Source organism: Pseudomonas sp. stari2, assembly GCF_040760005.1.
Lineage (GTDB): Bacteria > Pseudomonadota > Gammaproteobacteria > Pseudomonadales > Pseudomonadaceae > Aquipseudomonas.
In genome coordinates this window covers 1,180,701-1,202,032 of record NZ_CP099760.1, presented here as the reverse complement: position 1 = coordinate 1,202,032, position 21,332 = coordinate 1,180,701, and the positions used below count along the sequence as shown (strand labels likewise).

Sequence of the window (21,332 nt, the reverse complement as noted above, 5' to 3'; positions counted from 1 at the left end):
GATAATGAGAACCAAAACAAGGATAGCTTTTTAGCTGGCCTGATCAGCCGAAAAAATCTGCGAACACAAAAAAGGCGCGCCACCCAATCGGATGGCGCGCCTTTTGTGTACCTGCCTGGGGCTTAACTGCCCGCGACGGTCATCTTCTCGATCAACACCGAACCGGTGCGAATGTTGCTGCGCAGCTCCAGATCGTTACCAACCGCGACGATCTGCTTGAACATGTCGCGCATGTTGCCGGCGATGGTCACTTCCTGAACCGCGAACTGGATTTCACCGTTCTCGACCCAGAAACCCGCCGCACCGCGCGAGTAATCACCGGTAACCATGTTCAGCCCGTGGCCCATCAACTCGGTGACCAGCAGGCCACGCCCCATGCGTCGCAGCAGTGCGGCCTGGTCTTCATCACCATGAGTGACGAACAGGTTATGCACCCCGCCCGCGTTGGCGGTGCTCGGCATGCCGAGTTTGCGCCCGGAATAAGTGCCGAGGATGTACGACACCAACTCGCCTTTTTCGACGAACGGTTTGGCATAGGTCGCCAGACCGTCACCGTCGTACGACGCACTGCCCATGGCACGCATCAGGTGCGGGCGCTCGTCGATGGTCAGCCACTCCGGGAACAGCTTCTGCCCCAGCGTGCCTTCCAGGAACGACGATTTACGGTACAGGCTGCCGCCGGAAATCGCCGACAGGAAGCTGCCGAACAACCCGCCCGCCAGCTCGGCGGAAAACAGCACCGGCACTTCGCAGGTCGGTACCGGGCGTGCGCCCAGACGGCTCGCCGCCCGTTGCGCAGCACGCTGGCCGATGCTCACCGGGTCGGCCAGCAAGCTGCCCTGACGGTTCACGTCATACCAATAATCGCGCTGCATCTGGCCCTCGGCCTCGGCGATCATCACGCAGCTCAGGCTGTGTCGGGTCGACGCGTAACCACCGATGAAACCGTGGCTGTTGCCGTACACGCGGCAGCCCTGATGAGTGCTCAACGTGGTGCCATCGGCATTCTTGATGCGCGCATCGGCGTCGAACGCGGCGGCTTCGCAGAGCAGCGCCTTCTCGATGGCCTGTTCCGGGGTGATGTCCCATTGGTGGAACAGGTCGAAATCCTGAATATCCCTGGCCATCAGCGCGGCATCCGCCAGCCCCGAGGCTTCGTCTTCGGACGTGTGCTTGGCAATCGCCAGTGCCGCAGCAACGGTCTCGCGAATCGCATCCGGCCCGGTAGCGGACGTGCTGGCCGAGCCCTTGCGCTGGCCGACGTACAGCGTGATGCCAAAGCCCTGATCGCGGTTGAACTCGACCGTTTCGACTTCACGTTGACGCACCGAAGTCGACAGGCCCTGCTCCAGCGACACCGCCACTTCACAGGCGCTGGCGCCCTGACGCTTGGCTTCGGCGATGATCTGCTCGACCTGTTCCTGCAGTGCCGGCAATGCCTGTGGGCCGACGCTTTCAACTGCACTCATGCTCATCTCCACTCAAATTCTGCTTTCGGCTGGGGCCTTCGAGCGACCGGGCCGGACAAGCGGCCCCCGACTGGTTATCATGGCGGCGTTTCTTTGCGGACTGCCACCATGGTTGATTCTTACGACGACTCCCTCGATACGGGAGAAAAAAGCAAATCCCAGGTCAAACGCGAGCTGCATGCTCTGGTTGACCTTGGCGAGCGCCTTACAACGCTCAAGCCCGACTTGCAGGCGAAACTGCCATTGACCGACGCTTTGCGCCGGGCCTTGGCCGATGCGCCCAAGCACACCGCGAACATCGCGCGTAAACGGCACCTGCAGTTCATCGGCAAACTGATGCGCGATCAGGACACTGACGCGATTCTCACCTTGCTCGATCAACTCGATGCCTCTACCCGTCAGTACAACGAGCGTTTCCACAACCTCGAACGCTGGCGTGACCGCCTGATCGGCGGTGACGATGCCGTGCTGGAGAAATTCGTCGTCGAGTACCCGGACGCCGACCGCCAGCAACTGCGTTCCCTGATCCGTCAGGCCCAGCACGAGGTTGCACATAACAAGCCTCCTGCCTCGAGCCGTAAAATCTTCAAGTACATCCGTGAGCTGGACGAGACTCAACGCGGTCTGCGTTGATATTCGCCACCGGGTGGCCGCACTGCGCGCCACCCGAAGCTCCATCCCTTCTTACGCGCCCGTGCCACCCACGGTGATCGCATCGATTTTCAGCGTCGGCTGACCCACGCCCACCGGCACCGACTGCCCGTCCTTGCCGCACGTGCCCACACCGCTGTCCAGCGCCAGATCGTTGCCGACCATCGACACCCGGCTCATCGCTTCCGGGCCATTGCCGATCAACGTCGCGCCTTTGACCGGTGCGGTGATCTTGCCGTCCTCGATCAGGTACGCCTCGCTGGTGGAGAACACGAACTTGCCGCTGGTGATGTCGACCTGACCACCACCGAGGTTGGCGCAATAGATGCCCTTCTTCACCGACGCGATGATTTCCGCCGGATCGCTCTGGCCACCCAGCATGTAGGTATTGGTCATCCGTGGCATCGGCAGGTGTGCGTAGGATTCGCGACGACCGTTGCCGGTACGGGCCACGCCCATCAGACGCGCATTGAGCTTGTCCTGCATGTAGCCCTTGAGCACACCGTTTTCGATCAGCGTGGTGCACTCGGTCGGCGTACCTTCGTCGTCGACGCTCAGGGAACCGCGACGACCGGCCAACGTGCCGTCATCGACAATGGTGCAGAGCTTGGAAGCGACCATCTCACCCATGCGCCCGCTGTAGGCCGAACTGCCCTTGCGGTTGAAGTCGCCTTCCAGACCGTGGCCGACCGCTTCATGCAACAGCACGCCAGACCAACCCGAGCCCAGAACGACCGGCAAGGTGCCAGCCGGGGCCGGAATCGCTTCCAGATTCACCAGCGCCTGACGCAGCGCTTCACGGGCATAACCCATGGCGCGGTCTTCGGCGAGGAAGTAACGGTAGTCGGTACGCCCGCCGCCGCCATGGCCACCGCGCTCACGACGGCCATTCTGTTCGACGATCACACTGACGTTGAATCGCACCAAAGGACGCACGTCGGCCGCCAGGCCACCGTCGGTCGAGGCCACCAGAATTCGTTCCCAGACCCCGGCCATGCTCACGCTGACCTGCTGGATACGCGGATCAAGGGCGCGGGTGGCAACGTCGATGCGCTTGAGCAGTTCGACTTTTTCGGCGCGACTCAGCACTTCCAGCGGGTTGTCCGGCGCATACAACTGAGCGACGTCCTGGGTGCTGAACGCTTGCACCGTACCGCTCTGCCCGGCACGGGAAATCGAACGGGCCGCACGGGACGCCGCGCCAAGGGCTTCGAGGGTGATCGCGTTGCTGTAGGCGAAACCGGTTTTTTCGCCGGACTGCGCACGCACGCCGACGCCCTGGTCGAGGTTGAAACTGCCTTCCTTGACGATGCCGTCTTCCAGCGACCAGGACTCGGAAATCTGCCCCTGGAAATACAGGTCGGCCGCATCAATGCCTGGACCCGCCAGATCACCGAGCACGCCTTGCAGGCTCTCGATCGTCACGCCGCCGGGCGCCAACAGGTGATCACTGACTGAGGACAACAACTCGCTCATAGGTTTTACGCCTTAAATTCGTGTTCTGAAGCAGGTCGCTGTGCGCCCTGCGAAAAAAACCGCCGATGACCCGTCACCGGCATTCGCGCCCGGATGGACGCCTGTTCGTTGCTGTCGCGCTCGGCCAGCAACACGGCTTCGCCTTGCTCCTGCTGCGCCAGCACGCGGCCCCACGGATCGATAATCGCCGCATGGCCAAAGGTTTCCCGCGGCCCCGGATGCGTACCGCCCTGGGCTGCGGCCAACACGTAACACTGGGTTTCAATCGCCCGTGCACGGATCAACACATCCCAGTGTGCTGCACCGGTCACCGCAGTGAAGGCCGACGGTGCAGTAATCAGTTCAGCCCCGGCAGCACGCAACTCGCTGTACAGCTCCGGGAAGCGCAGGTCGTAACACACCGTCAGGCCGATTCGGCCGACCGGCGTGTCCGCGACCACCACGCCACTGCCATAAGCATAGTCATCGGATTCGCGGTAACGGCCGCGATTGTCCGCTACATCGACATCGAACAGATGCAACTTGTCATAGCGGGCAACAAACTCGCCCTGATCATCCACCAGCAACGAGCAGGCATGGGACTTCGCCGCAGGCTGACCCACCGGGGGCAACGGCAAGGTGCCGGCCACTATCCATAACTTGAGGTCGCGGGCGGTCTGTTTCAACCACGGCAGGATCGGGCCTTCGCCAAGCGCTTCGGCACGGCCGATGTCGGCGATGTCGCGACGCCCCATGGCGGCGAAGTTTTCCGGCAGCACCGCCAGCTTCGCACCCGCGTTGACCGCTTGTTCGAGCAAACGTCGGGCATCGCGCAGATTGGCCAGCACATCGCTCTGGCTGACCATTTGAATCACCGCTAAAGACATGGCGAACTCCGCAAGAGGTAGGCAGCCATGCTACTCCATCGGTTTATAGCCTGTTTGATCAAAAAGGCTTGTCGAAGGTGATTTTCGGCTCTTTCCACGGGCCTTTGACGGTGTATTTGACGCTGGCGAACCGCGCCACGCGATCACCGATCAATTTATCGATCAGGAACAGCGCGCCGCCGACGGCTGGTGCGCCGACAATCAATGCGGCAATCGGCAGGTTGTTGGTCACCGGCAGGGTCACCAGTAATTTTGCGTCGACTTGATCGCCGACCAGATCCAGCGTGCCGTTCAGTTCAATGTTGCTCGACGGCCCGGTCAATTTGATCGGCTCTTGCGTCACGTAGACGCCGTTGTTTGCCACCAGCAATCCCTTCACTCGGTCATAGCTCAAGCCTTTGCCGAACAAGTCGGAGAAGTCGAGGCGCAGACGCCGACCGATGGAGTTGAAGTTGAGCAGACCGAACACCCGTAATGCCTGAGCGCCGCCCTCCACTTCAACAAACTGGCCTTTATTCAACGACGCATCGAGGGTGCCAGAGAAGCGCTTGGTCGCCAGCCACGCCGGCGAACCCGGCCAGCGGCCATCGACATCCATGTGGAATTCTTCGCTGGTCACGCTCGGCGCAAAGCCCCAGCCCTTGAGCACGTCGGCGAGATTCTTGCCGCCGATCCGGCCCTTGTACCAACTGCTGGTAGCACCGGGCGTGCCCTCCCAGCCACCGCTGCCCTGCAGCAGAATGCCTTTGAGACCCAGATCGAGATTGTTCAGGGCGATGCCTTTGGCAGTCGGCCGGACTTTCAGCGACCAGCCACCGATCAGGTCCTGGCCCTGGAACAACTGATTGATGGTGATATCCAGCGCCGGGATCTTGGTTGGATCGACCGAGGCCAGGGGGTCAGGTGCGTTATCGTCGGCCTGCACCGTCGGGTCCGATGCCGGCAAGCGCACGTATTGCAGGTTCACCACAATCGGCGCGCTTTTGGCGTCGGGAATGCCGACCGTGCCCTTGGCCTGCTGGCTGTCGAGGGCCAGCGCCCAGGCGCCGGGCTTGCGATCCAGTTGCACCGCCGCCTGATCCAGCGTGGTGCCAAAGGCTGTCAGTTTGCCGACCTTGAAATCCGCGCTGCTGAGCAGCTGCTTGGCGCTGCCCCCAGGATCCTGACCGGCGTACTTGTCCACCAGATCCTGCCAGGGTTTGACGTCCAGCTCGGACAACACACCGCGTATCCGCAAGCCTTTGTTGCCCTGCAATACCGCTTCGCCGGCGCCTAGGAACAGCTCGCCGCGGCCATCGACGAGACTGTTCGGTGGCGCAGCGAAGGTGAAGTTGGCCAGTTGATCGTAATTGACCCAGTAACGCCGCTCCTGCCCTTGCAACGTCATGCGGAACACCGTGTCACGCCCGACATCGGCCGTCATGCCGAACGGTGCGGGCAGATCCACCGCCACGCCCTTCATACTGGAACTGACCATCAACTGGCTGTCGGCACCGTCCAGATTCACTTGCAACTGGTAAGGAATGGTCCCCGACACCGGCAACGGCTGAGTCACGCCGAGCCAGTCGGTGAGTTTCTTGACTTCAACCTGCCCCGACGCCGCCACCCGGGTCTTGAGCCTGCCGGGGCCACCATCGGCAAAGATCTGCGCAGTGACCGGTTTGTCAAAGGCCCGGGCACTGATGTTCTGCCCGCTCAGCCCCTTGGCGCTGTCGAAACGGAAATCCCCCTTGAGCTGGCTCAACTCCAGCTTCGGCTCGGCCAGTTTCAATCGCGCATTGGCGGTTTTGAAGTCCACGAGGATTTTCGGCTGATCGCCCTTGGCCAACGGCACGTCCAGTTTGAGTTTGCCTTGCAGATCGCCCTCGCCTTCCCAGCCGGCGAAAGTGTCAGCGGTGCCGATCGGCGCTTCCTGAAGAATCTTCAAGCCATCGCCAAGTCCGCCGGCAAATTCGCCGTCGAGATACATATGGCTGTGCTCGCCATTCGGGACATGAGGGATATTGACGAAGACGTCGTTGACCTGAGTGTCGAGCAACTGACCTTTGCTGGCGACGATCCGCACACCGCTGTCCTCGATAAACACATCACCGCTGACTTTGCTCACGTGTGGCCAGCCAGGCTGGAATGCCAGTTCGGCATCATGCACCTTGAAGAACAGACTGATGCTGCGATCCGCATCTGCGGCGCCTTTGTTCAGGGAACCCTGATATTGGAAAAACCCTTGATCCACCGCCCCTTTGAGAATCGCCGTGCGCAGCCATTCGTCGAGGGCCGGGCTCAGGACTTCCGGCAGGTATTTGGCGGTGTAGCGACCGTCGCCGTCCACTAGGCCGACCCGCAGGTCCATGTAGTCTTCCTGGTCGTGGTCGAAATGCAGGCGGATCAGGAAGTCGCCGGCAATCTTGCCCTCTTCGCCGAGCACCTTCAGATACGGAGCGATCAGGGTGAAGCCTTCCTTATCGAGCTTCCAGGTCAACCGGGCGTTGGCCTGAATGTATTGCCATGGTTTGGCGAAGATCGGATCGAGGTGCAGGACGAAGTCCTTGCTGTCCATGCGCAACTCACCGCCGCCGAGGTTTCCGGTCAGGCTGCCGCTGACATTTCGCGCTGCGGGTGCGCCGTGATAGGCGTCAAAACCGACCTGATCGAGGTTGGCGGCGAAGCTGAATTTGCTGTCGTCGGTGGCGTTCGGGCGGAAATCCAGCAGTACGTTGCGCAAGCCACCGGTCACTTTCAGATGCTCGATTACGGTGGCAAAGCCTTGTGGCAACGGTCCCAGCGCATTGAGTAACGGGGTTATCGGCGTCAGGTCGAGACGATCGGCCTGCAGGTGCCAGAGCTCGTCAACCTTGTCGGTAGCAGCGGTCTGTTTGACCTGGACACGGGACTCCCAACGCGTTTCGCCAAAGTTCATCGCCAGTGAATCGAGAGTGACAGTCGCGCCCTCGGCGCTGCGCTGGAAGTACCCGTTGAGGGCCAGATTGTTGATCTGGATTGGCTTGCGCTCTGCGTAAGCGCCGGTCAGTTGCGGAGCGTTGAGGCGAATGGCAGCGCTTTGCAGCGCGCCCTCGCTCCAGTTGACCCACAGCTCGCCACCGGCCTTGATCTCGGAGAAATTCCATTGCTGGGTCAGGCGCTCGGGCAGCCATTTCGCCCAGTCGCTTTGCGGCAGACTGATGTAGCCCTCGACCGCACTGTCCTGCAACTGGCTGGCATGAATCTGCGTACGCAGGCTCAGTGCGACGGGTTGCCCGTCGGGCAATGTCAGTCGCGCGTCGAGGCGCTGGCGATTGAGGCCGGTCTTGAGGTTGAGCCCGACATAGGTAAGGGTCAGCGGTGCCTGTTCCAGCGGCTGCAAGGTCACCTGACTGTCGAGCACCGACAATTGCTGGACCATTTGCATGCGGTTGAACAGTTGCTCGGGATCCATGGGCTGATCCCGCTGCACCGGCAATCCTTCGAGCACCCATTGGCCGTCTTCACCCTCTTTGAGGCTGATCTTCAGGCCATTGAGCTCAAGATGCGCGATACGAACTTCGCGGGCCAGCAGACTGGCCCACAGATCCGGCACTGCGCGCACCCGATCCAGGCGCAAGGCATTGGCGCCGTCGCCGACCATCACGTCGTGAGCCAGCAGGATCGGCGCGAAACCGCTCCAGTTGCCTTCCAGCTCACCGATCTGCAACGGCATGCCCAGGGCCGCGCTGGCCTTTTCTTCCACGTCGGTACGGTATTCGGCCACCAGCGGCGTGAGTTCCCGGCCGAGGCTGACGTACAACGCCATCAACACCAGAACCAACGCGCACAGGCCCAGACCCCAGCGAGTCAATGCAGCCAAAATGCGTGTCAGACGTTCCATGTCAGTTGGCTCCCATGGCAAAAATACTGCAAAAAGCTGAGGCCAGCCGTTTCAGGAAAAAGGTGACGCAGGGGATCAGAGCAGCACCACGTCATATTGTTCCTGGGAATACATGGTTTCCACCTGGAAGCGTATGGTGCGCCCGATAAATCCTTCAAGCTCGGCGACGTTACCGGACTCTTCATCGAGCAGCCGGTCGACGACTTTCTGGTTCGCCAATACGCGATAACCCTCGGCCTGGTAGGCGCGGGCTTCGCGCAGGATCTCGCGGAAAATCTCGTAGCAAATGGTTTCCGGCGTCTTCAGCTTGCCGCGCCCCTGACAACTGCTGCAAGGCTCGCACAGCACCTGCTCCAGACTTTCGCGAGTCCGTTTGCGGGTCATCTGCACCAGACCCAGTTCGGTGATGCCGATGATGTTGGTCTTGGCGTGATCGCGCTCCAGCTGCTTTTCCAGGGTACGCAGTACCTGACGCTGGTGCTCTTCATCTTCCATGTCGATGAAGTCGATGATGATGATCCCGCCCAGATTGCGCAGGCGCATCTGCCGGGCAATCGCCGTGGCGGCTTCAAGGTTGGTCTTGAAGATGGTTTCTTCGAGGTTGCGATGCCCGACGAACGCGCCGGTGTTGACGTCGATGGTGGTCATGGCTTCTGCCGGATCCACCACCAGATAACCGCCGGACTTCAGCGGCACCTTGCGCTCAAGGGCTTTCTGGATTTCGTCTTCGACGCCGTACAGGTCGAAAATCGGCCGCTCACCCGGGTAATGCTCCAGACGATCGGCAATTTCCGGCATCAGTTCGGCGACGAACTGCGTGGTTTTCTGGAAGGTTTCCCGGGAGTCGATGCGGATCTTCTCGATTTTCGGGCTGACCAGATCACGCAAGGTGCGCAGGGCCAGACCGAGATCTTCGTAGATCACGCTCGGTGCGCCGATGGTCTTGATCTGTTCGTTGATCTGATCCCACAGGCGTCGCAGGTAGCGGATGTCCATCAGGATTTCATCGGCCCCGGCGCCTTCGGCGGCAGTGCGCAGGATAAAGCCGCCGGCCTCCTTGATGCCTTCTTTGGCCACACAATCGCTGACCACCTGTTTCAGGCGTTCGCGTTCGGCTTCGTCTTCGATCTTCAGGGAAATGCCGACGTGGGCGGTGCGCGGCATGTACACCAGGTAACGCGAAGGGATCGATAGCTGAGTGGTCAGACGCGCCCCTTTGGAGCCGATCGGGTCCTTGGTGACTTGCACCACCAGGCTCTGGCCTTCATGCACCAGCGCACTGATGCTTTCCACGGCCGGGCCTTCGCGCAGGGAAATTTCCGAAGCGTGGATGAACGCCGCACGGTCCAGGCCGATGTCGACGAAGGCCGCCTGCATGCCCGGCAGTACCCGCACGACCTTGCCTTTATAGATGTTGCCGACGATCCCGCGTTTTTGCGTGCGCTCGACGTGCACTTCTTGCAGCACACCGTTTTCGACCACCGCCACGCGCGATTCCATCGGCGTGATGTTGATCAGAATCTCTTCACTCATGGCAGGGTCTCGTTCAGGCATGTTCACGATAATGGCCGCATCTTGTTCCGTTCGACGCTTACTGCGCACTCAGGTTTTGCCAACAGGGTATGCCGAAATGGCCGAGCAGTTCTGCGCTTTCGCACACCGGCAAACCGACCACGGCTGAATAGCTGCCGTTGAGACCGGCGACGAACACCGCGCCAAGTCCCTGAATGCCATAACCGCCGGCCTTGTCCCGAGGCTCGCCGCTGGCCCAGTAGGCGGCAGCTTCTTCGCGGCTGATCGCCCGGAACCGTACCAGACTGCGCACCACTTGCGACTCGCAGCGCTCACCGTCGAGCACGGCGATGGCAGTCAGCACTTCGTGCTCCTTGCCGGACAACATCATCAGCATGGCGCATGCATCGGCTTCGTCCACCGGTTTGCCGAGAATTTTGCCGTCCAGCACCACAGCAGTGTCGGCGCCCAGCACGCAAAACGGTTTGTCGGTAACGACAGAGCGCTGCCCGGCCTCGGCCTTGCCGCGCGCCAGGCGCTCGACATAGGCCGACGGGGACTCATTGGCGAAAGGGGTTTCATCGATGTCCGCACTGATGGCGGTGAACGGAACGCCGATCTGCGTGAGCAGCTCACGCCGACGCGGCGATCCAGAGGCGAGGTAAAGCGGCTTCATCAAGACATCTCCCTGTCGAGGTGGCAAATGCCTGACCGAATCAGTTGATTTTGTAGCGTCGGCGCAATCCACGCAAAGCGAAGCTGACCCAAGGCCAGAGCAAGGCACTGACCAGTGCCGGCAAGACCAGCGCCAGGGTCGGCTGGCGATTGCCGGTCAGGGCACTGAGCCAGAGTTGTACCAACTGAGCGAGGCCGAAGATCACCAGGATCACCAGACATTGCTGCCACATCGGGAACATCCGCAAACGCTGCTGCAACGACAGCACCAGGAACGTGATCAACGTCAGGATCAACGCGTTCTGTCCAAGCAGCGTGCCGTACAGCACGTCTTCAGCAAGCCCGAGGCAAAATGCAGTGACCATGCCGACCTTTTGCGGCAGGGCCAATGCCCAGAACGCCAGGAGCAAGGCCAGCCAGAGCGGGCGCAGGATTTCCATGAATTGCGGCAATGGCGACACGCTGAGCAGCATGCCGATCAGAAACGTCAGCCAGACGATCCAGCCATTCCGGGAGGCTTTGACACCGACCATTATTCTCGTCCCCCAGTGGTGCCCGGCGCAGTGACCGGCGGTTTGGCGGCCGGCCGTGTACTGGCAGGCTGAGCGGCCGGCGGCTTGCTGGCTGCCGGGGTCGCCGCGGGTGGTTTCGCTGGCGGTTTGCTGGCAGCGGGTTTGGCCGGTGTAGCAGTCGCGGGTGCAGCGGCGGACGTGCCAGACGCAGCAGGTGCCTGAGCGGGTGTATTCACCGTTTTCGGTACCGTGGCCGGAATGATCGGGCCACCGCCAAACGCATCAAGATTCTCCTGAGCCTGCGCCGCATCGTTGGCACGCTCTTCAGCCGTACGGTTGTCGCTGAACACCAGCAACAGGTAGCGGCTGCGATTCAGCGCGGCGGTCGGCACGGCGCGGACAATGGCGAATGGCTGGCCGGAATCGTGGATCACTTCCTTGACCGTCGCTACCGGGTAACCCGCCGGAAAACGCTGACCGAGACCGGAGCTGACCAGCAGATCGCCTTCCTTGACATCGGCCGTATCGGCCACATGGCGCAGTTCCAGACGCTCAGGGTTACCGGTACCGCTGGCAATCGCCCGCAAACCGTTACGGTTCACCTGCACAGGAATACTGTGAGTCGAGTCGGTCAGCAGCAAGACACGGGAGGTGTACGGCATCAGTTCGACCACCTGCCCCATCAGGCCGCGCGCATCGAGCACCGGCTGACCGAGCACCACGCCGTCGCGCTCACCTTTATTGATGATGATGCGATGGGTGAAGGGGTTGGGATCCATGCCGATCAGCTCGGCCACTTCGACCTTCTCGTTGACCAGCGCGGAGGAATTGAGCAACTCGCGCAGACGGACGTTCTGCTCGGTGAGGGCTGCCAGCTTTTGCATGCGGCCCTGTAACAGCAGGTTCTCGGTCTTGAGTTTTTCGTTTTCGGCGACCAGCTCTGTGCGACTGCCGAACTGACTGGCGACACCTTCCCACAGCCTGCCGGGCAGGTCGGTGATCCAGTAAGCGTCCATCAGCACCAGCGACATCTGGCTGCGGGCAGGCTTGAGCAGGCTGAAGCGGGCATCGACCACCATCAGCGCGACCGACAGTACGGCCAGCACCAACAGGCGCACGCCCAGTGAGGGGCCCTTGGCGAAAAGCGGTTTAATAGGCCGCTCCTCCCAGGCAAATGTTCTGTTTATTCATACGGCATCAAACCGGCCTGGATGAAGACTGACAGAAGATAAACGCCAACAGGCAGCACTGCAAAGTGCTGCCTGCGCGCTCACCCACGTATTGCACCCGGCGACTTATTCGCTGGAAAGCAGGTCCATGGTGTGCTTGTCCATCATTTCCAGTGCACGGCCACCGCCGCGAGCAACACAGGTCAGCGGATCTTCGGCAACGATCACCGGCAGACCGGTTTCCTGGGCCAGCAACTTGTCGAGGTCACGCAACAGCGCGCCACCACCGGTCAGCACCAGGCCACGCTCGGCGATGTCGGAAGCCAGTTCCGGCGGCGATTGCTCCAGGGCGCTTTTCACGGCCTGAACGATAGTAGCCAGCGACTCTTGCAGAGCTTCCAGCACTTCATTGGAGTTCAGGGTGAATGCGCGTGGAACGCCCTCGGCCAGGTTGCGACCGCGAACGTCGACTTCGCGAACTTCGCCGCCCGGGTAGGCCGTACCGATTTCCTGCTTGATGCGCTCGGCAGTGGATTCACCGATCAGGCTGCCGTAGTTGCGACGCACGTAGGTGATAATCGCTTCGTCGAAGCGGTCGCCGCCAACGCGGACGGATTCGGCATAGACCACACCATTCAGGGAGATCAGCGCGATTTCGGTGGTACCACCACCGATATCCACAACCATCGAACCGCGTGCTTCTTCAACCGGCAGGCCGGCACCGATCGCAGCAGCCATCGGCTCTTCGATCAGGAACACTTCACGGGCACCGGCACCAAGGGCCGATTCACGAATGGCACGACGCTCAACCTGGGTGGACTTGCATGGAACGCAGATCAGCACACGAGGGCTGGGCTGCAGGAAGCTGTTTTCGTGAACCTTGTTGATAAAGTATTGCAGCATCTTTTCGCAGACACTGAAGTCGGCGATCACGCCGTCCTTCATCGGACGAATGGCAGCAATGTTGCCCGGCGTACGGCCGAGCATGCGCTTGGCCTCGGTGCCGACAGCAACGACACTTTTCTGGTTACCGTGTGTCCGAATGGCCACAACCGATGGCTCATTCAGGACGATGCCGCGCTCGCGCACGTAAATAAGGGTGTTGGCAGTGCCCAGGTCAATGGAAAGATCGCTGGAAAACATGCCACGCAGTTTCTTGAACATGGGAAAGGGACCCTAGGCAACGCGTGGGTAAAAAAGTGCGGCAAACTCTAACAACGACAGGGATTTTGGGCAAGGCGCCAATATGTTAAATTGGCCGCTTTTCTGTGCACCAAGCCCCACAATCGCGGCCTTATGACCGTAGAAGTGCGGTAGTGTTCCGACAATCTAACACACGGACGCCGTCCGTCCTGTTTTCCACTGGAGAAACCCGATGGCGCTAGAACGCTCCGACGTGGAAAAAATCGCTCATCTGGCCAGCCTTGGCCTGAATGACGCCGATCTTCCACACATCACTTCGGCCCTCAACAGCATTCTCGGGCTGGTCGACGAAATGCAGGCGGTCAATACCGATGGTATCGAGCCGCTGGCACACCCGCTGGAAGCCAGTCAGCGCCTGCGCGCCGACGTCGTGACCGAAAGCAATAACCGCGAGGCTTATCAGTCCATCGCACCAGCGGTCGAAAACGGCCTGTACCTGGTTCCGAAAGTCATCGACTAAAGGGAAAGAGCCTGCAATGCATCAATTGACTCTGGCCGAGATCGCCCGCGGTCTCGCCGATAAAAAGTTTTCTTCCGAAGAGCTGACCAAAGTCCTGCTGGCGCGCATTACCCAGCTCGACCCGCAGCTCAACAGTTTCATCAGCCTCACCGAAGAGCTGGCCCTCGAGCAGGCGAAAGCCGCCGACGCGCGCCGGGCCAATGGTGAGAGCGGCGCCCTGCTCGGTGCGCCGATCGCCCACAAGGACCTTTTCTGCACCCAGGGCATCCGCACGAGCTGCGGCTCGAAAATGCTCGACAACTTCAAGGCCCCGTACGACGCCACCGTGGTCGCCAAACTGGCTGCTGCCGGCACCGTGACCCTGGGCAAGACCAACATGGACGAATTCGCCATGGGCTCGGCCAACGAGTCGAGCTGGTACGGAGCAGTAAAAAACCCGTGGAACCTGGAGCACGTTCCGGGCGGTTCGTCCGGTGGTTCGGCGGCGGCCGTTGCCGCTCGTCTGTTGCCAGCCGCTACGGCCACTGACACCGGTGGCTCGATCCGTCAGCCGGCCGCGTTCACCAACCTCACTGGCCTGAAACCGACCTACGGTCGCGTTTCACGCTGGGGCATGATCGCTTACGCCTCCAGCCTCGATCAGGGCGGCCCTTTGGCTCGCACGGCCGAAGACTGCGCGATTTTGTTGCAAGGTATGGCTGGCTTCGATCCGAACGACTCCACCAGCATCGATGAAGCGGTGCCGGACTACACCGCCGGTCTGAATGGCTCACTGCAAGGCCTGCGCATCGGCGTGCCGAAGGAATACTTCGGTGCCGGTCTCGACCCGCGCATCGCCGACCTGATCCAGAACAGCATCAAGGAGCTGCAGAAGCTCGGTGCCGTGATCAAGGAAATCAGCCTGCCGAACATGCAGCACGCGATTCCTGCGTATTACGTGATCGCTCCGGCAGAGGCGTCCTCCAACCTCTCGCGTTTCGACGGCGTGCGCTTTGGCCACCGCTGCGCAGACCCGAAGAACCTGGAAGACCTGTACAAGCGCTCGCGTGGCGAAGGCTTCGGGCCTGAAGTACAGCGCCGGATCATGGTCGGTGCCTACGCACTGTCCGCCGGTTACTACGACGCCTACTACCTGAAAGCGCAGAGGATCCGTCGCCTGGTGAAGAACGACTTCATGACCGCATTTAATGAAGTCGACATCATCCTCGGCCCGACCACGCCGAACCCGGCCTGGAAACTCGGCGCCAAGAACAGCGACCCGGTCGCTGCCTACCTGGAAGACGTCTACACCATCACCGCCAACCTCGCGGGCCTGCCGGGCCTGTCGATGCCGGCCGGTTTCGTCGACGGCCTGCCGGTCGGCGTGCAACTGCTCGCTCCGTATTTCCAGGAAGGTCGCCTGTTGAACGTTGCCCACCAGTATCAGTTGAACACTGACTGGCACACCCGCACCCCAACCGGCTTCTGAGGAGACACACATGCAATGGGAAGTCGTGATCGGGCTGGAGATTCACACCCAGCTCACCACCCGGTCGAAAATCTTTTCCGGTAGTTCCACCCAGTTCGGTTCCGAGCCGAACACCCAGGCCAGCCTGATCGACCTGGGCATGCCCGGCACCCTGCCGGTACTGAATCAGGAAGCAGTGCGCATGGCGGTGATGTTCGGTCTGGCGATTGACGCCGAGATCGGCCAGCGCAACGTGTTCGCCCGTAAAAACTACTTCTACCCGGATCTGCCGAAGGGCTACCAGATCAGCCAGATGGAATTGCCGATCGTCGGCAAGGGCCACCTGGACATCGCCCTGGAAGACGGCACGGTCAAACGCGTCGGCATCACCCGCGCGCACCTGGAAGAAGACGCCGGCAAGAGCCTGCACGAAGAGTTCAGCGGTGCCACCGGCATCGACCTGAACCGTGCCGGCACGCCGCTGCTGGAAATCGTTTCCGAACCTGACATGCGCAGCGCCAAGGAAGCCGTGGCCTACGTCAAGGCGATCCACGCGCTGGTGCGCTACCTGGGCATCTGCGACGGCAACATGGCCGAAGGCTCGCTGCGTTGCGACTGCAACGTGTCGGTGCGTCCGAAAGGCCAGGTCGAATTCGGCACCCGCTGCGAGATCAAGAACGTCAACTCGTTCCGCTTCATCGAGAAGGCGATCAACTCCGAGATCCAGCGTCAGATCGACCTGATCGAAGACGGCGGCAAAGTGATCCAGCAGACCCGTCTGTACGATCCGAACAAGGACGAGACCCGTCCGATGCGCAGCAAAGAGGAAGCCAACGACTACCGTTACTTCCCCGATCCGGACCTGCTGCCGGTAGTCATCGAGGATTCGTTCCTCAACGACGTGCGTGCCACCCTGCCGGAGCTGCCACCGCAGAAGCGCGAGCGCTTCCAGAGTGCCTTCGGTCTGTCGGCCTACGACGCCAACGTTCTGGCCACCAGCCGTGAGCAGGCGGACTACTTCGAGAAAGTCGCGAGCATTGGCGGCGACGCCAAACTGGCGGCGAACTGGGTGATGGTCGAGTTGGGCAGCCTGCTCAACAAACAGAACCTGGACATCGAGGATTCGCCGGTTTCGGCCGAGCAACTGGGCGGCATGCTGTTGCGCATCAAGGACAACACCATCTCCGGCAAGATCGCCAAGGTTGTGTTCGAAGCGATGGCCAACGGCGAAGGCAGCGCAGACGAGATCATCGAAAAGCGCGGTCTGAAGCAGGTTACCGACACCGGCGCCATCTCGGCAGTGCTGGACGAAATGCTCGCGGCCAACGCCGAGCAGGTCGAGCAATACCGTGCGGCAGACGAAGCCAAGCGCGGCAAGATGTTCGGTTTCTTCGTCGGTCAGGCCATGAAAGCCTCCAAGGGCAAGGCCAACCCGCAGCAAGTGAACGAACTGCTGAAAAGCAAGCTCGAAGGCTGATGAAAATGGGGCCAGTTCCAACGCCTGGCTCCATTCCCTGTGGGAGCCGGCCGGCTGGCTCCCACATCTGTTTTCGGGAAACCTTTGAATGAAGCGTCTATTCATCAGCTGCGCCCTGCTTTCCCTGCTGGCCGGTTGCGCCAGCACCGACACCATCGACCCGCACGGTTACGACCAGACCGGCGTCGCCTCCTATTACGGAGCCAAACACCACGGCAAACGCACCGCCAGCGGCGAAGCGTTCAACCAGAATTCCCTGACCGCCGCCCATCGCCAGTTGCCGTTCGGCACGCGGGTGAAGGTCACCAACCTGAAAAACGAAAAATCCTGCGTGGTGCGTATCAACGACCGCGGGCCGCATACCCGTGGACGCATCATCGATGTTTCACGGGAAGCCGCCGAACGCCTCGGCATGATTGGCAGCGGCACGGCGCGGGTTCGCGTGCAGGCCCTCGACGACTGATGGAGCGCCCGCCATTTTCGGACTGACCGATTTACCGCTGATCAACGTGATCGAACTGCTCTGCGGATTGTTCCTGCTGATCGCCGGTGCCGAACTGATGGTGCGCGCCGCCGTACGTTTGGCCGCGCGCCTGCATGTGCGGCCGCTGATCATCGGTCTGACCATCGTCGCCCTCGGCAGCAGCGCCCCGCAAATGGCGGTCAGCCTGCAAGCGACCCTGACGCACAACCCCGACATCGCGGTCGGCAGCGTGATCGGCAGCAGCATTTTCAACATCCTCGTGACCCTCGGCCTGTCGGCGCTGATCATCCCATTGCGCGTCTCTCGGCAACTGGTGCGCCTCGACATCCCGCTGATGATCGGCGCCAGCCTGCTGGTGTTCGTGCTGGCCTGGAACGAAGAGATCGGCCGTTTCGACGGCATCCTGCTGCTGGCAGCACTGGGACTGTATCTCGGATTGTTGTTGCGCCAGTCGCGGCACTCGACCCGCCCACATTCCGATCATCCTCAGACTCAGCCGGCCCCATGGTTCACCAGTCTGCTGATGATCGTTGCCGGGCTGGCCATGCTGGTGTTCGCCGGGCATTTGCTACTGGGTGCCGCTGTCGCAGTGGCCACCGATCTCGGGTTCTCCGAGCGGGTGATCGGCCTGACCGTGGTCGCGGTCGGCACCTCGCTGCCGGAGCTCGCCACTTCATTGATCGCCGCATTGCGCGGTCAGCGGGACATTGCCGTGGGCAACGTGATCGGCGCCAACCTGTTCAACCTGCTCGGGGTGCTGGGCCTCACCGCGCTGATCGCGCCAACGCCGTTATCGGTCTCACCGAACGCACTGGATTTCGACCTGCCGGTGATGCTCGGCGTCGCGGCGCTTTGCCTGCCGGTGTTCTATTCCGGTTACCGCGTGACCCGGGCCGAAGGTTTGTTGCTGCTTGGCTTGTACCTGGCGTACGGGCTGCATGTGGTGTCGTTCACCACCGGCATGCCACTGGCCGGCAAGCTCGAACGGTTGATGCTGTTTTATGTTCTGCCGGCACTGCTGACGTTTCTGTTTTTCACGTCCGTACGCGCCTGGCGCCGCCAACACCATAAGAGGGATGTGCCATGACCGAATCGAAGAAGTCCGGGGTCGAAATCCGCCGCCAGGTAATGGGTGACGCGTTCGTCGACCGCGCCCTGGGCAATGCCACCGAGTTCACTCAACCACTGCAGGACTTCGTCAACGAACACGCCTGGGGCGGTGTGTGGAATCGCGAAGGTCTGCCGCTGAAGACCCGCAGCCTGATCACCCTCGCCGCGCTGACCGCGTTGAAATGCCCACAAGAGTTGAAGGGCCACGTCCGCGGTGCGCTGAACAACGGCTGCACAGTCGATGAGATCCGTGAGGCGCTGCTGCATTGCGCGGTGTATGCCGGCGTGCCGGCGGCGATCGATGCGTTTCGTGCGGCGCAGGAAGTGATCGACAGTTACCAGCAGCCTGAGTAACTGCCGGCTCTCAGATCCACCCGCCCCACTGCAAGAAGAAGATCCCGACGTTGGTGGTCACCGCCGCCATCAACGTGGTCAACACGATGATCGCCGCCGCCAGTTCATGATTGCCCTGCGCCGCTCGGGCCATGACAAAACTGGCGGCCGCCGTCGGGCTGCCGAAGTACAGAAACAGAATCCCCAGCTCCGCCCCGCGAAAGCCCCAAAGCCACGCCCCCAACGTCGCGAGCACCGGCAGACCGATCATCTTCACCAGACTGGAACTGAGCGCCATGCTCCCGCTCTTGCGCAGCGCCGCCAGTGACAGTGTGCCGCCAATGCAGATCAGCGCCAACGGCAGCGTGGTTTGCGCCAGGTACTGACCCGACGTCTCCAGCCATCCCGGCAGACCAATCTTGAACCAGGCAAACGGCGCCGCCGCGATCACGCTGATGATCAGCGGATTGCTGAACACGCTTTTACAGATGCTCCACGGATCGGACTTGATCACCGGGCTGTACACCGCCAGCACGATGGTCGACAGGGTGTTGTAGAACAGGATCACCAGCGCCGCGAGAATCGCCCCGAGGGAAATTCCGTAGTCGCCGTACATGCTCGCGGCCAGCGCCAGGCCGATCACCCCGTTGTTGCCGCGAAACGCGCCTTGCGTGTAGATGCCACGATCTTCGCGCGGACAGCGAAATATCGCCCAGCCCCAGGCCACGGCAAAACTGACCAGCGTGGCCAGTGCGAAATAGATCAGCAGCGCCGGTTGCAGCGCGGCGTGCAGGTCGGCATGCAGGATGCCGAGAAACAGCAGCGCCGGCATGCTGACGTTGAACACCAGCGACGACGCCGTGTGGATGAAGTTGTCGTTGATCCAGTCGATGCGCTTGAGCAACACCCCCAGAAACAGCATGGCAAACACCGGCGCGGTGATGTTCAGGGTTTCGAGGAAGATTGCCAGCATGCCGGAGAGCCTTGAAGGTGAGCGTCGTCAGGGGGCTAATGATAAGCCACTTTCACCCCGATCGTTCCCACGCAGCGCGTGGGAACGATCAACCATCAAGTAATCGGCGCCGGATTGAACAACGTAATGTCGTTATGCAGTTTGTGCTTTTCAGCCCACGTCTGCTGCTTGCCGCTCGCCACATCCAGATAGTAGTGGAACAACTCCCAGCCCAACTCCTCGATGGACGCACGACCGGTAGCGATGCGCCCGGCATCGATGTCAATCAGATCCGGCCAGCGCTGCGCCAGTTCGGTCCGGGTCGACACCTTCACCACTGGCGCCATGGCGAGACCATAAGGCGTGCCACGCCCGGTGGTGAACACATGCAGGTTCATCCCCGCCGCCAACTGCAAGGTGCCGCAGACAAAATCACTCGCCGGCGTCGCACAAAAAATCAAACCCTTCTGCTTGAACCGCTCCCCCGGACCCAGCACGCCGCTGATCGCGCTGCTGCCGGACTTCACGATCGAGCCCAGCGACTTCTCGACAATGTTCGACAACCCGCCCTTCTTGTTGCCCGGCGTGGTGTTGGCGCTGCGATCCGCCTCGCCCTTGGCCAGGTAACGGTCGTACCAATCCATCTCACGCACCAGTTCCTCGGCAACGGTTTTGCTCTGGGCCCGGGAGGTCAGCAGGTAAATCGCATCGCGCACTTCGGTGACTTCGGAAAACATCACCGTCGCCCCTGCTCGCAGCAACAAGTCCGAGGCATAACCGAGCGCCGGGTTGGCGGTGATCCCGGAAAACGCATCGCTGCCGCCGCACTGCATACCGAGGATCAACTCGGACGCCGGCACGGTTTCCCGGCGGCGCTGGTCGAGTTTCTTCAGGCGGGTTTCGGCCAGTTCCATGATCTGCTCGATCATCTCGGTGAAACCGTGACTGGAATCCTGCAAGCGATACAGCCATGGCTCGCTCAGGTCCACCGACGCATCGTCCTCGTGCATCACCTGCCCGGCCTGCAATTTCTCACAGCCGAGGCTGATCACCAGCGCCTCGCCACCGAGGTTCGGGTTGCGCGCCAGATTGCGCACGGTACGGATCGGGATGTAGGCGTCGGTGGCCGTTATGGCCACGCCGCAACCGTAACTGTGGGTCAGCGCCACCACGTCATCGACGTGCGGATACTTCGGCAACAGTTCATCCTTGATTCGCTTTACCGCGTGATCCAGCACCCCGGTGACACATTGCACGGTGGTGGTGATCCCGAGAATGTTGCGCGTGCCGACGGTGCCGTCGGCATTGCGATAACCCTCGAAGGTGTAACCCTCCAGTGGCGCCTGGGCAGCCGGCACGTCGGTGGACAGCGGCAAGCTGTTCAGCGGCGGCGCGGTCGGCATGCGCAGTTGATCTTCCTTGACCCAACTGCCACGGGGAATCGGCTGCAACGCGTAGCCAATGATCTGACCGTAGCGAATCACCGTGCCGCCCTCGGGGATGTCCACGAGGCTGACCTTGTGACTCTGCGGCACGAAATCCACCGTCACCAGGCCATCGGCAAATGCGGTGCCGGCCGGAACGCCTTGGTCATTGACCACTACCACTACGTTGTCCCGCTCGTGCAGGCGGATGTAGCGCGGCGAGTCGGAATGTTCAATCAACTGCATGACG

At 61.4% G+C, this 21,332-nt stretch carries 18 protein-coding genes; 7 read left to right on the top strand and 11 right to left on the bottom strand.

The window, feature by feature from the left end; all coding sequences use genetic code 11:
* Positions 1 to 122 precede the first annotated feature (122 nt).
* On the bottom strand, positions 123 to 1,475 hold the full coding sequence (gene pmbA / locus NH234_RS05280) for a metalloprotease PmbA (RefSeq protein ID WP_192563531.1): 1,353 nt from the start codon (positions 1,473 to 1,475) through the stop codon (positions 123 to 125).
* A 102-nt stretch (positions 1,476 to 1,577) separates the two neighbouring features.
* Here pmbA and yjgA point away from each other — a divergent pair, with 102 nt between their 5' ends.
* The gene (gene yjgA, locus NH234_RS05275) at positions 1,578 to 2,102 is read left to right on the top strand and encodes a ribosome biogenesis factor YjgA (RefSeq protein WP_085729605.1); all 525 of its coding nucleotides are present in this window, start codon (positions 1,578 to 1,580) and stop codon (positions 2,100 to 2,102) included.
* 51 nt (positions 2,103 to 2,153) lie between these two features.
* Here yjgA and tldD read toward each other — a convergent pair whose 3' ends face one another.
* From tldD to mreB, 8 genes are all read right to left on the bottom strand, one after another.
* The gene (gene tldD, locus NH234_RS05270; protein ID WP_085729604.1) at positions 2,154 to 3,596 is read right to left on the bottom strand and encodes a metalloprotease TldD; all 1,443 of its coding nucleotides are present in this window, start codon (positions 3,594 to 3,596) and stop codon (positions 2,154 to 2,156) included.
* A 5-nt stretch (positions 3,597 to 3,601) separates the two neighbouring features.
* Positions 3,602 to 4,462 carry a carbon-nitrogen hydrolase family protein gene (locus NH234_RS05265; protein WP_367255856.1) on the bottom strand — a complete coding sequence of 287 codons (861 nt, stop codon included), beginning with the start codon at positions 4,460 to 4,462 and terminating at the stop codon, positions 3,602 to 3,604.
* Positions 4,463 to 4,520: 58 nt separating this feature from the next.
* Positions 4,521 to 8,324: a YhdP family protein gene (locus NH234_RS05260; RefSeq protein WP_367255854.1), complete on the bottom strand. Its 3,804-nt coding sequence runs from the start codon at positions 8,322 to 8,324 to the stop codon at positions 4,521 to 4,523.
* 75 nt (positions 8,325 to 8,399) lie between these two features.
* On the bottom strand, positions 8,400 to 9,857 hold the full coding sequence (rng, locus tag NH234_RS05255; protein WP_065260839.1) for a ribonuclease G: 1,458 nt from the start codon (positions 9,855 to 9,857) through the stop codon (positions 8,400 to 8,402).
* Positions 9,858 to 9,915: 58 nt separating this feature from the next.
* Positions 9,916 to 10,512, bottom strand: coding sequence for a nucleoside triphosphate pyrophosphatase (locus NH234_RS05250; RefSeq protein WP_085729601.1), 597 nt, complete (start codon positions 10,510 to 10,512; stop codon positions 9,916 to 9,918).
* A 40-nt stretch (positions 10,513 to 10,552) separates the two neighbouring features.
* The gene (mreD, locus tag NH234_RS05245; RefSeq protein WP_085711798.1) at positions 10,553 to 11,044 is read right to left on the bottom strand and encodes a rod shape-determining protein MreD; all 492 of its coding nucleotides are present in this window, start codon (positions 11,042 to 11,044) and stop codon (positions 10,553 to 10,555) included.
* Positions 11,044 to 12,177: a rod shape-determining protein MreC gene (mreC, locus tag NH234_RS05240; protein WP_085729600.1), complete on the bottom strand. Its 1,134-nt coding sequence runs from the start codon at positions 12,175 to 12,177 to the stop codon at positions 11,044 to 11,046. The genes mreD and mreC overlap by 1 nt, the downstream gene beginning before the upstream one ends.
* A gap of 141 nt (positions 12,178 to 12,318) precedes the next feature.
* A complete protein-coding gene (gene mreB / locus NH234_RS05235; RefSeq protein ID WP_002555108.1) occupies positions 12,319 to 13,356 on the bottom strand; it encodes a rod shape-determining protein MreB in 1,038 nt (345 codons plus the stop codon).
* A gap of 211 nt (positions 13,357 to 13,567) precedes the next feature.
* On the opposite strand from mreB, the gene gatC reads away from it, so the two are divergent.
* The 6 genes from gatC to NH234_RS05205 all read left to right on the top strand — a co-directional run bounded on the left by gatC (position 13,568) and on the right by NH234_RS05205 (position 18,727).
* Entirely contained in the window at positions 13,568 to 13,855 is a 288-nt protein-coding gene (gatC, locus tag NH234_RS05230; RefSeq protein WP_007953612.1) for an Asp-tRNA(Asn)/Glu-tRNA(Gln) amidotransferase subunit GatC, read from the top strand.
* Positions 13,856 to 13,871: 16 nt separating this feature from the next.
* On the top strand, positions 13,872 to 15,323 hold the full coding sequence (gene gatA, locus NH234_RS05225) for an Asp-tRNA(Asn)/Glu-tRNA(Gln) amidotransferase subunit GatA (RefSeq protein ID WP_367255852.1): 1,452 nt from the start codon (positions 13,872 to 13,874) through the stop codon (positions 15,321 to 15,323).
* A gap of 10 nt (positions 15,324 to 15,333) precedes the next feature.
* The gene (gene gatB / locus NH234_RS05220) at positions 15,334 to 16,779 is read left to right on the top strand and encodes an Asp-tRNA(Asn)/Glu-tRNA(Gln) amidotransferase subunit GatB (RefSeq protein ID WP_085729598.1); all 1,446 of its coding nucleotides are present in this window, start codon (positions 15,334 to 15,336) and stop codon (positions 16,777 to 16,779) included.
* An 88-nt stretch (positions 16,780 to 16,867) separates the two neighbouring features.
* Positions 16,868 to 17,242 carry a septal ring lytic transglycosylase RlpA family protein gene (locus NH234_RS05215; protein ID WP_085729597.1) on the top strand — a complete coding sequence of 125 codons (375 nt, stop codon included), beginning with the start codon at positions 16,868 to 16,870 and terminating at the stop codon, positions 17,240 to 17,242.
* A 46-nt stretch (positions 17,243 to 17,288) separates the two neighbouring features.
* The gene (locus NH234_RS05210) at positions 17,289 to 18,350 is read left to right on the top strand and encodes a calcium/sodium antiporter (protein WP_367255849.1); all 1,062 of its coding nucleotides are present in this window, start codon (positions 17,289 to 17,291) and stop codon (positions 18,348 to 18,350) included.
* On the top strand, positions 18,347 to 18,727 hold the full coding sequence (locus NH234_RS05205) for a carboxymuconolactone decarboxylase family protein (protein WP_367255847.1): 381 nt from the start codon (positions 18,347 to 18,349) through the stop codon (positions 18,725 to 18,727). Before NH234_RS05210 ends, NH234_RS05205 begins: the two co-directional genes overlap by 4 nt.
* A gap of 10 nt (positions 18,728 to 18,737) precedes the next feature.
* Here NH234_RS05205 and NH234_RS05200 read toward each other — a convergent pair whose 3' ends face one another.
* The gene (locus NH234_RS05200) at positions 18,738 to 19,679 is read right to left on the bottom strand and encodes an AEC family transporter (protein ID WP_367255845.1); all 942 of its coding nucleotides are present in this window, start codon (positions 19,677 to 19,679) and stop codon (positions 18,738 to 18,740) included.
* Between the two features lie 95 nt (positions 19,680 to 19,774).
* Positions 19,775 to 21,328, bottom strand: coding sequence for a galactarate dehydratase (gene garD / locus NH234_RS05195; RefSeq protein ID WP_367255843.1), 1,554 nt, complete (start codon positions 21,326 to 21,328; stop codon positions 19,775 to 19,777).
* Between the last annotated feature and the right edge of the window lie 4 nt (positions 21,329 to 21,332).

Bases quoted from the DNA above. Each gene is read 5' to 3' on its own strand.
- NH234_RS05205 (WP_367255847.1), top strand. From the start codon at position 18,347: ATGACCGAATCGAAGAAGTCCGGGGTCGAAATCCGCCGCCAGGTAATG.
- NH234_RS05265 (WP_367255856.1), bottom strand. From the start codon at position 4,462: ATGTCTTTAGCGGTGATTCAAATGGTCAGCCAGAGCGATGTGCTGGCC.
- pmbA (WP_192563531.1), bottom strand. From the start codon at position 1,475: ATGAGCATGAGTGCAGTTGAAAGCGTCGGCCCACAGGCATTGCCGGCA.
- rng (WP_065260839.1), bottom strand. From the start codon at position 9,857: ATGAGTGAAGAGATTCTGATCAACATCACGCCGATGGAATCGCGCGTG.
- NH234_RS05200 (WP_367255845.1), bottom strand. From the start codon at position 19,679: ATGCTGGCAATCTTCCTCGAAACCCTGAACATCACCGCGCCGGTGTTT.
- NH234_RS05250 (WP_085729601.1), bottom strand. From the start codon at position 10,512: ATGAAGCCGCTTTACCTCGCCTCTGGATCGCCGCGTCGGCGTGAGCTG.
- mreD (WP_085711798.1), bottom strand. From the start codon at position 11,044: ATGGTCGGTGTCAAAGCCTCCCGGAATGGCTGGATCGTCTGGCTGACG.
- NH234_RS05260 (WP_367255854.1), bottom strand. From the start codon at position 8,324: ATGGAACGTCTGACACGCATTTTGGCTGCATTGACTCGCTGGGGTCTG.
- tldD (WP_085729604.1), bottom strand. From the start codon at position 3,596: ATGAGCGAGTTGTTGTCCTCAGTCAGTGATCACCTGTTGGCGCCCGGC.
- garD (WP_367255843.1), bottom strand. From the start codon at position 21,328: ATGCAGTTGATTGAACATTCCGACTCGCCGCGCTACATCCGCCTGCAC.
- yjgA (WP_085729605.1), top strand. From the start codon at position 1,578: ATGGTTGATTCTTACGACGACTCCCTCGATACGGGAGAAAAAAGCAAA.
- mreB (WP_002555108.1), bottom strand. From the start codon at position 13,356: ATGTTCAAGAAACTGCGTGGCATGTTTTCCAGCGATCTTTCCATTGAC.
- gatC (WP_007953612.1), top strand. From the start codon at position 13,568: ATGGCGCTAGAACGCTCCGACGTGGAAAAAATCGCTCATCTGGCCAGC.
- gatA (WP_367255852.1), top strand. From the start codon at position 13,872: ATGCATCAATTGACTCTGGCCGAGATCGCCCGCGGTCTCGCCGATAAA.
- NH234_RS05215 (WP_085729597.1), top strand. From the start codon at position 16,868: ATGAAGCGTCTATTCATCAGCTGCGCCCTGCTTTCCCTGCTGGCCGGT.
- gatB (WP_085729598.1), top strand. From the start codon at position 15,334: ATGCAATGGGAAGTCGTGATCGGGCTGGAGATTCACACCCAGCTCACC.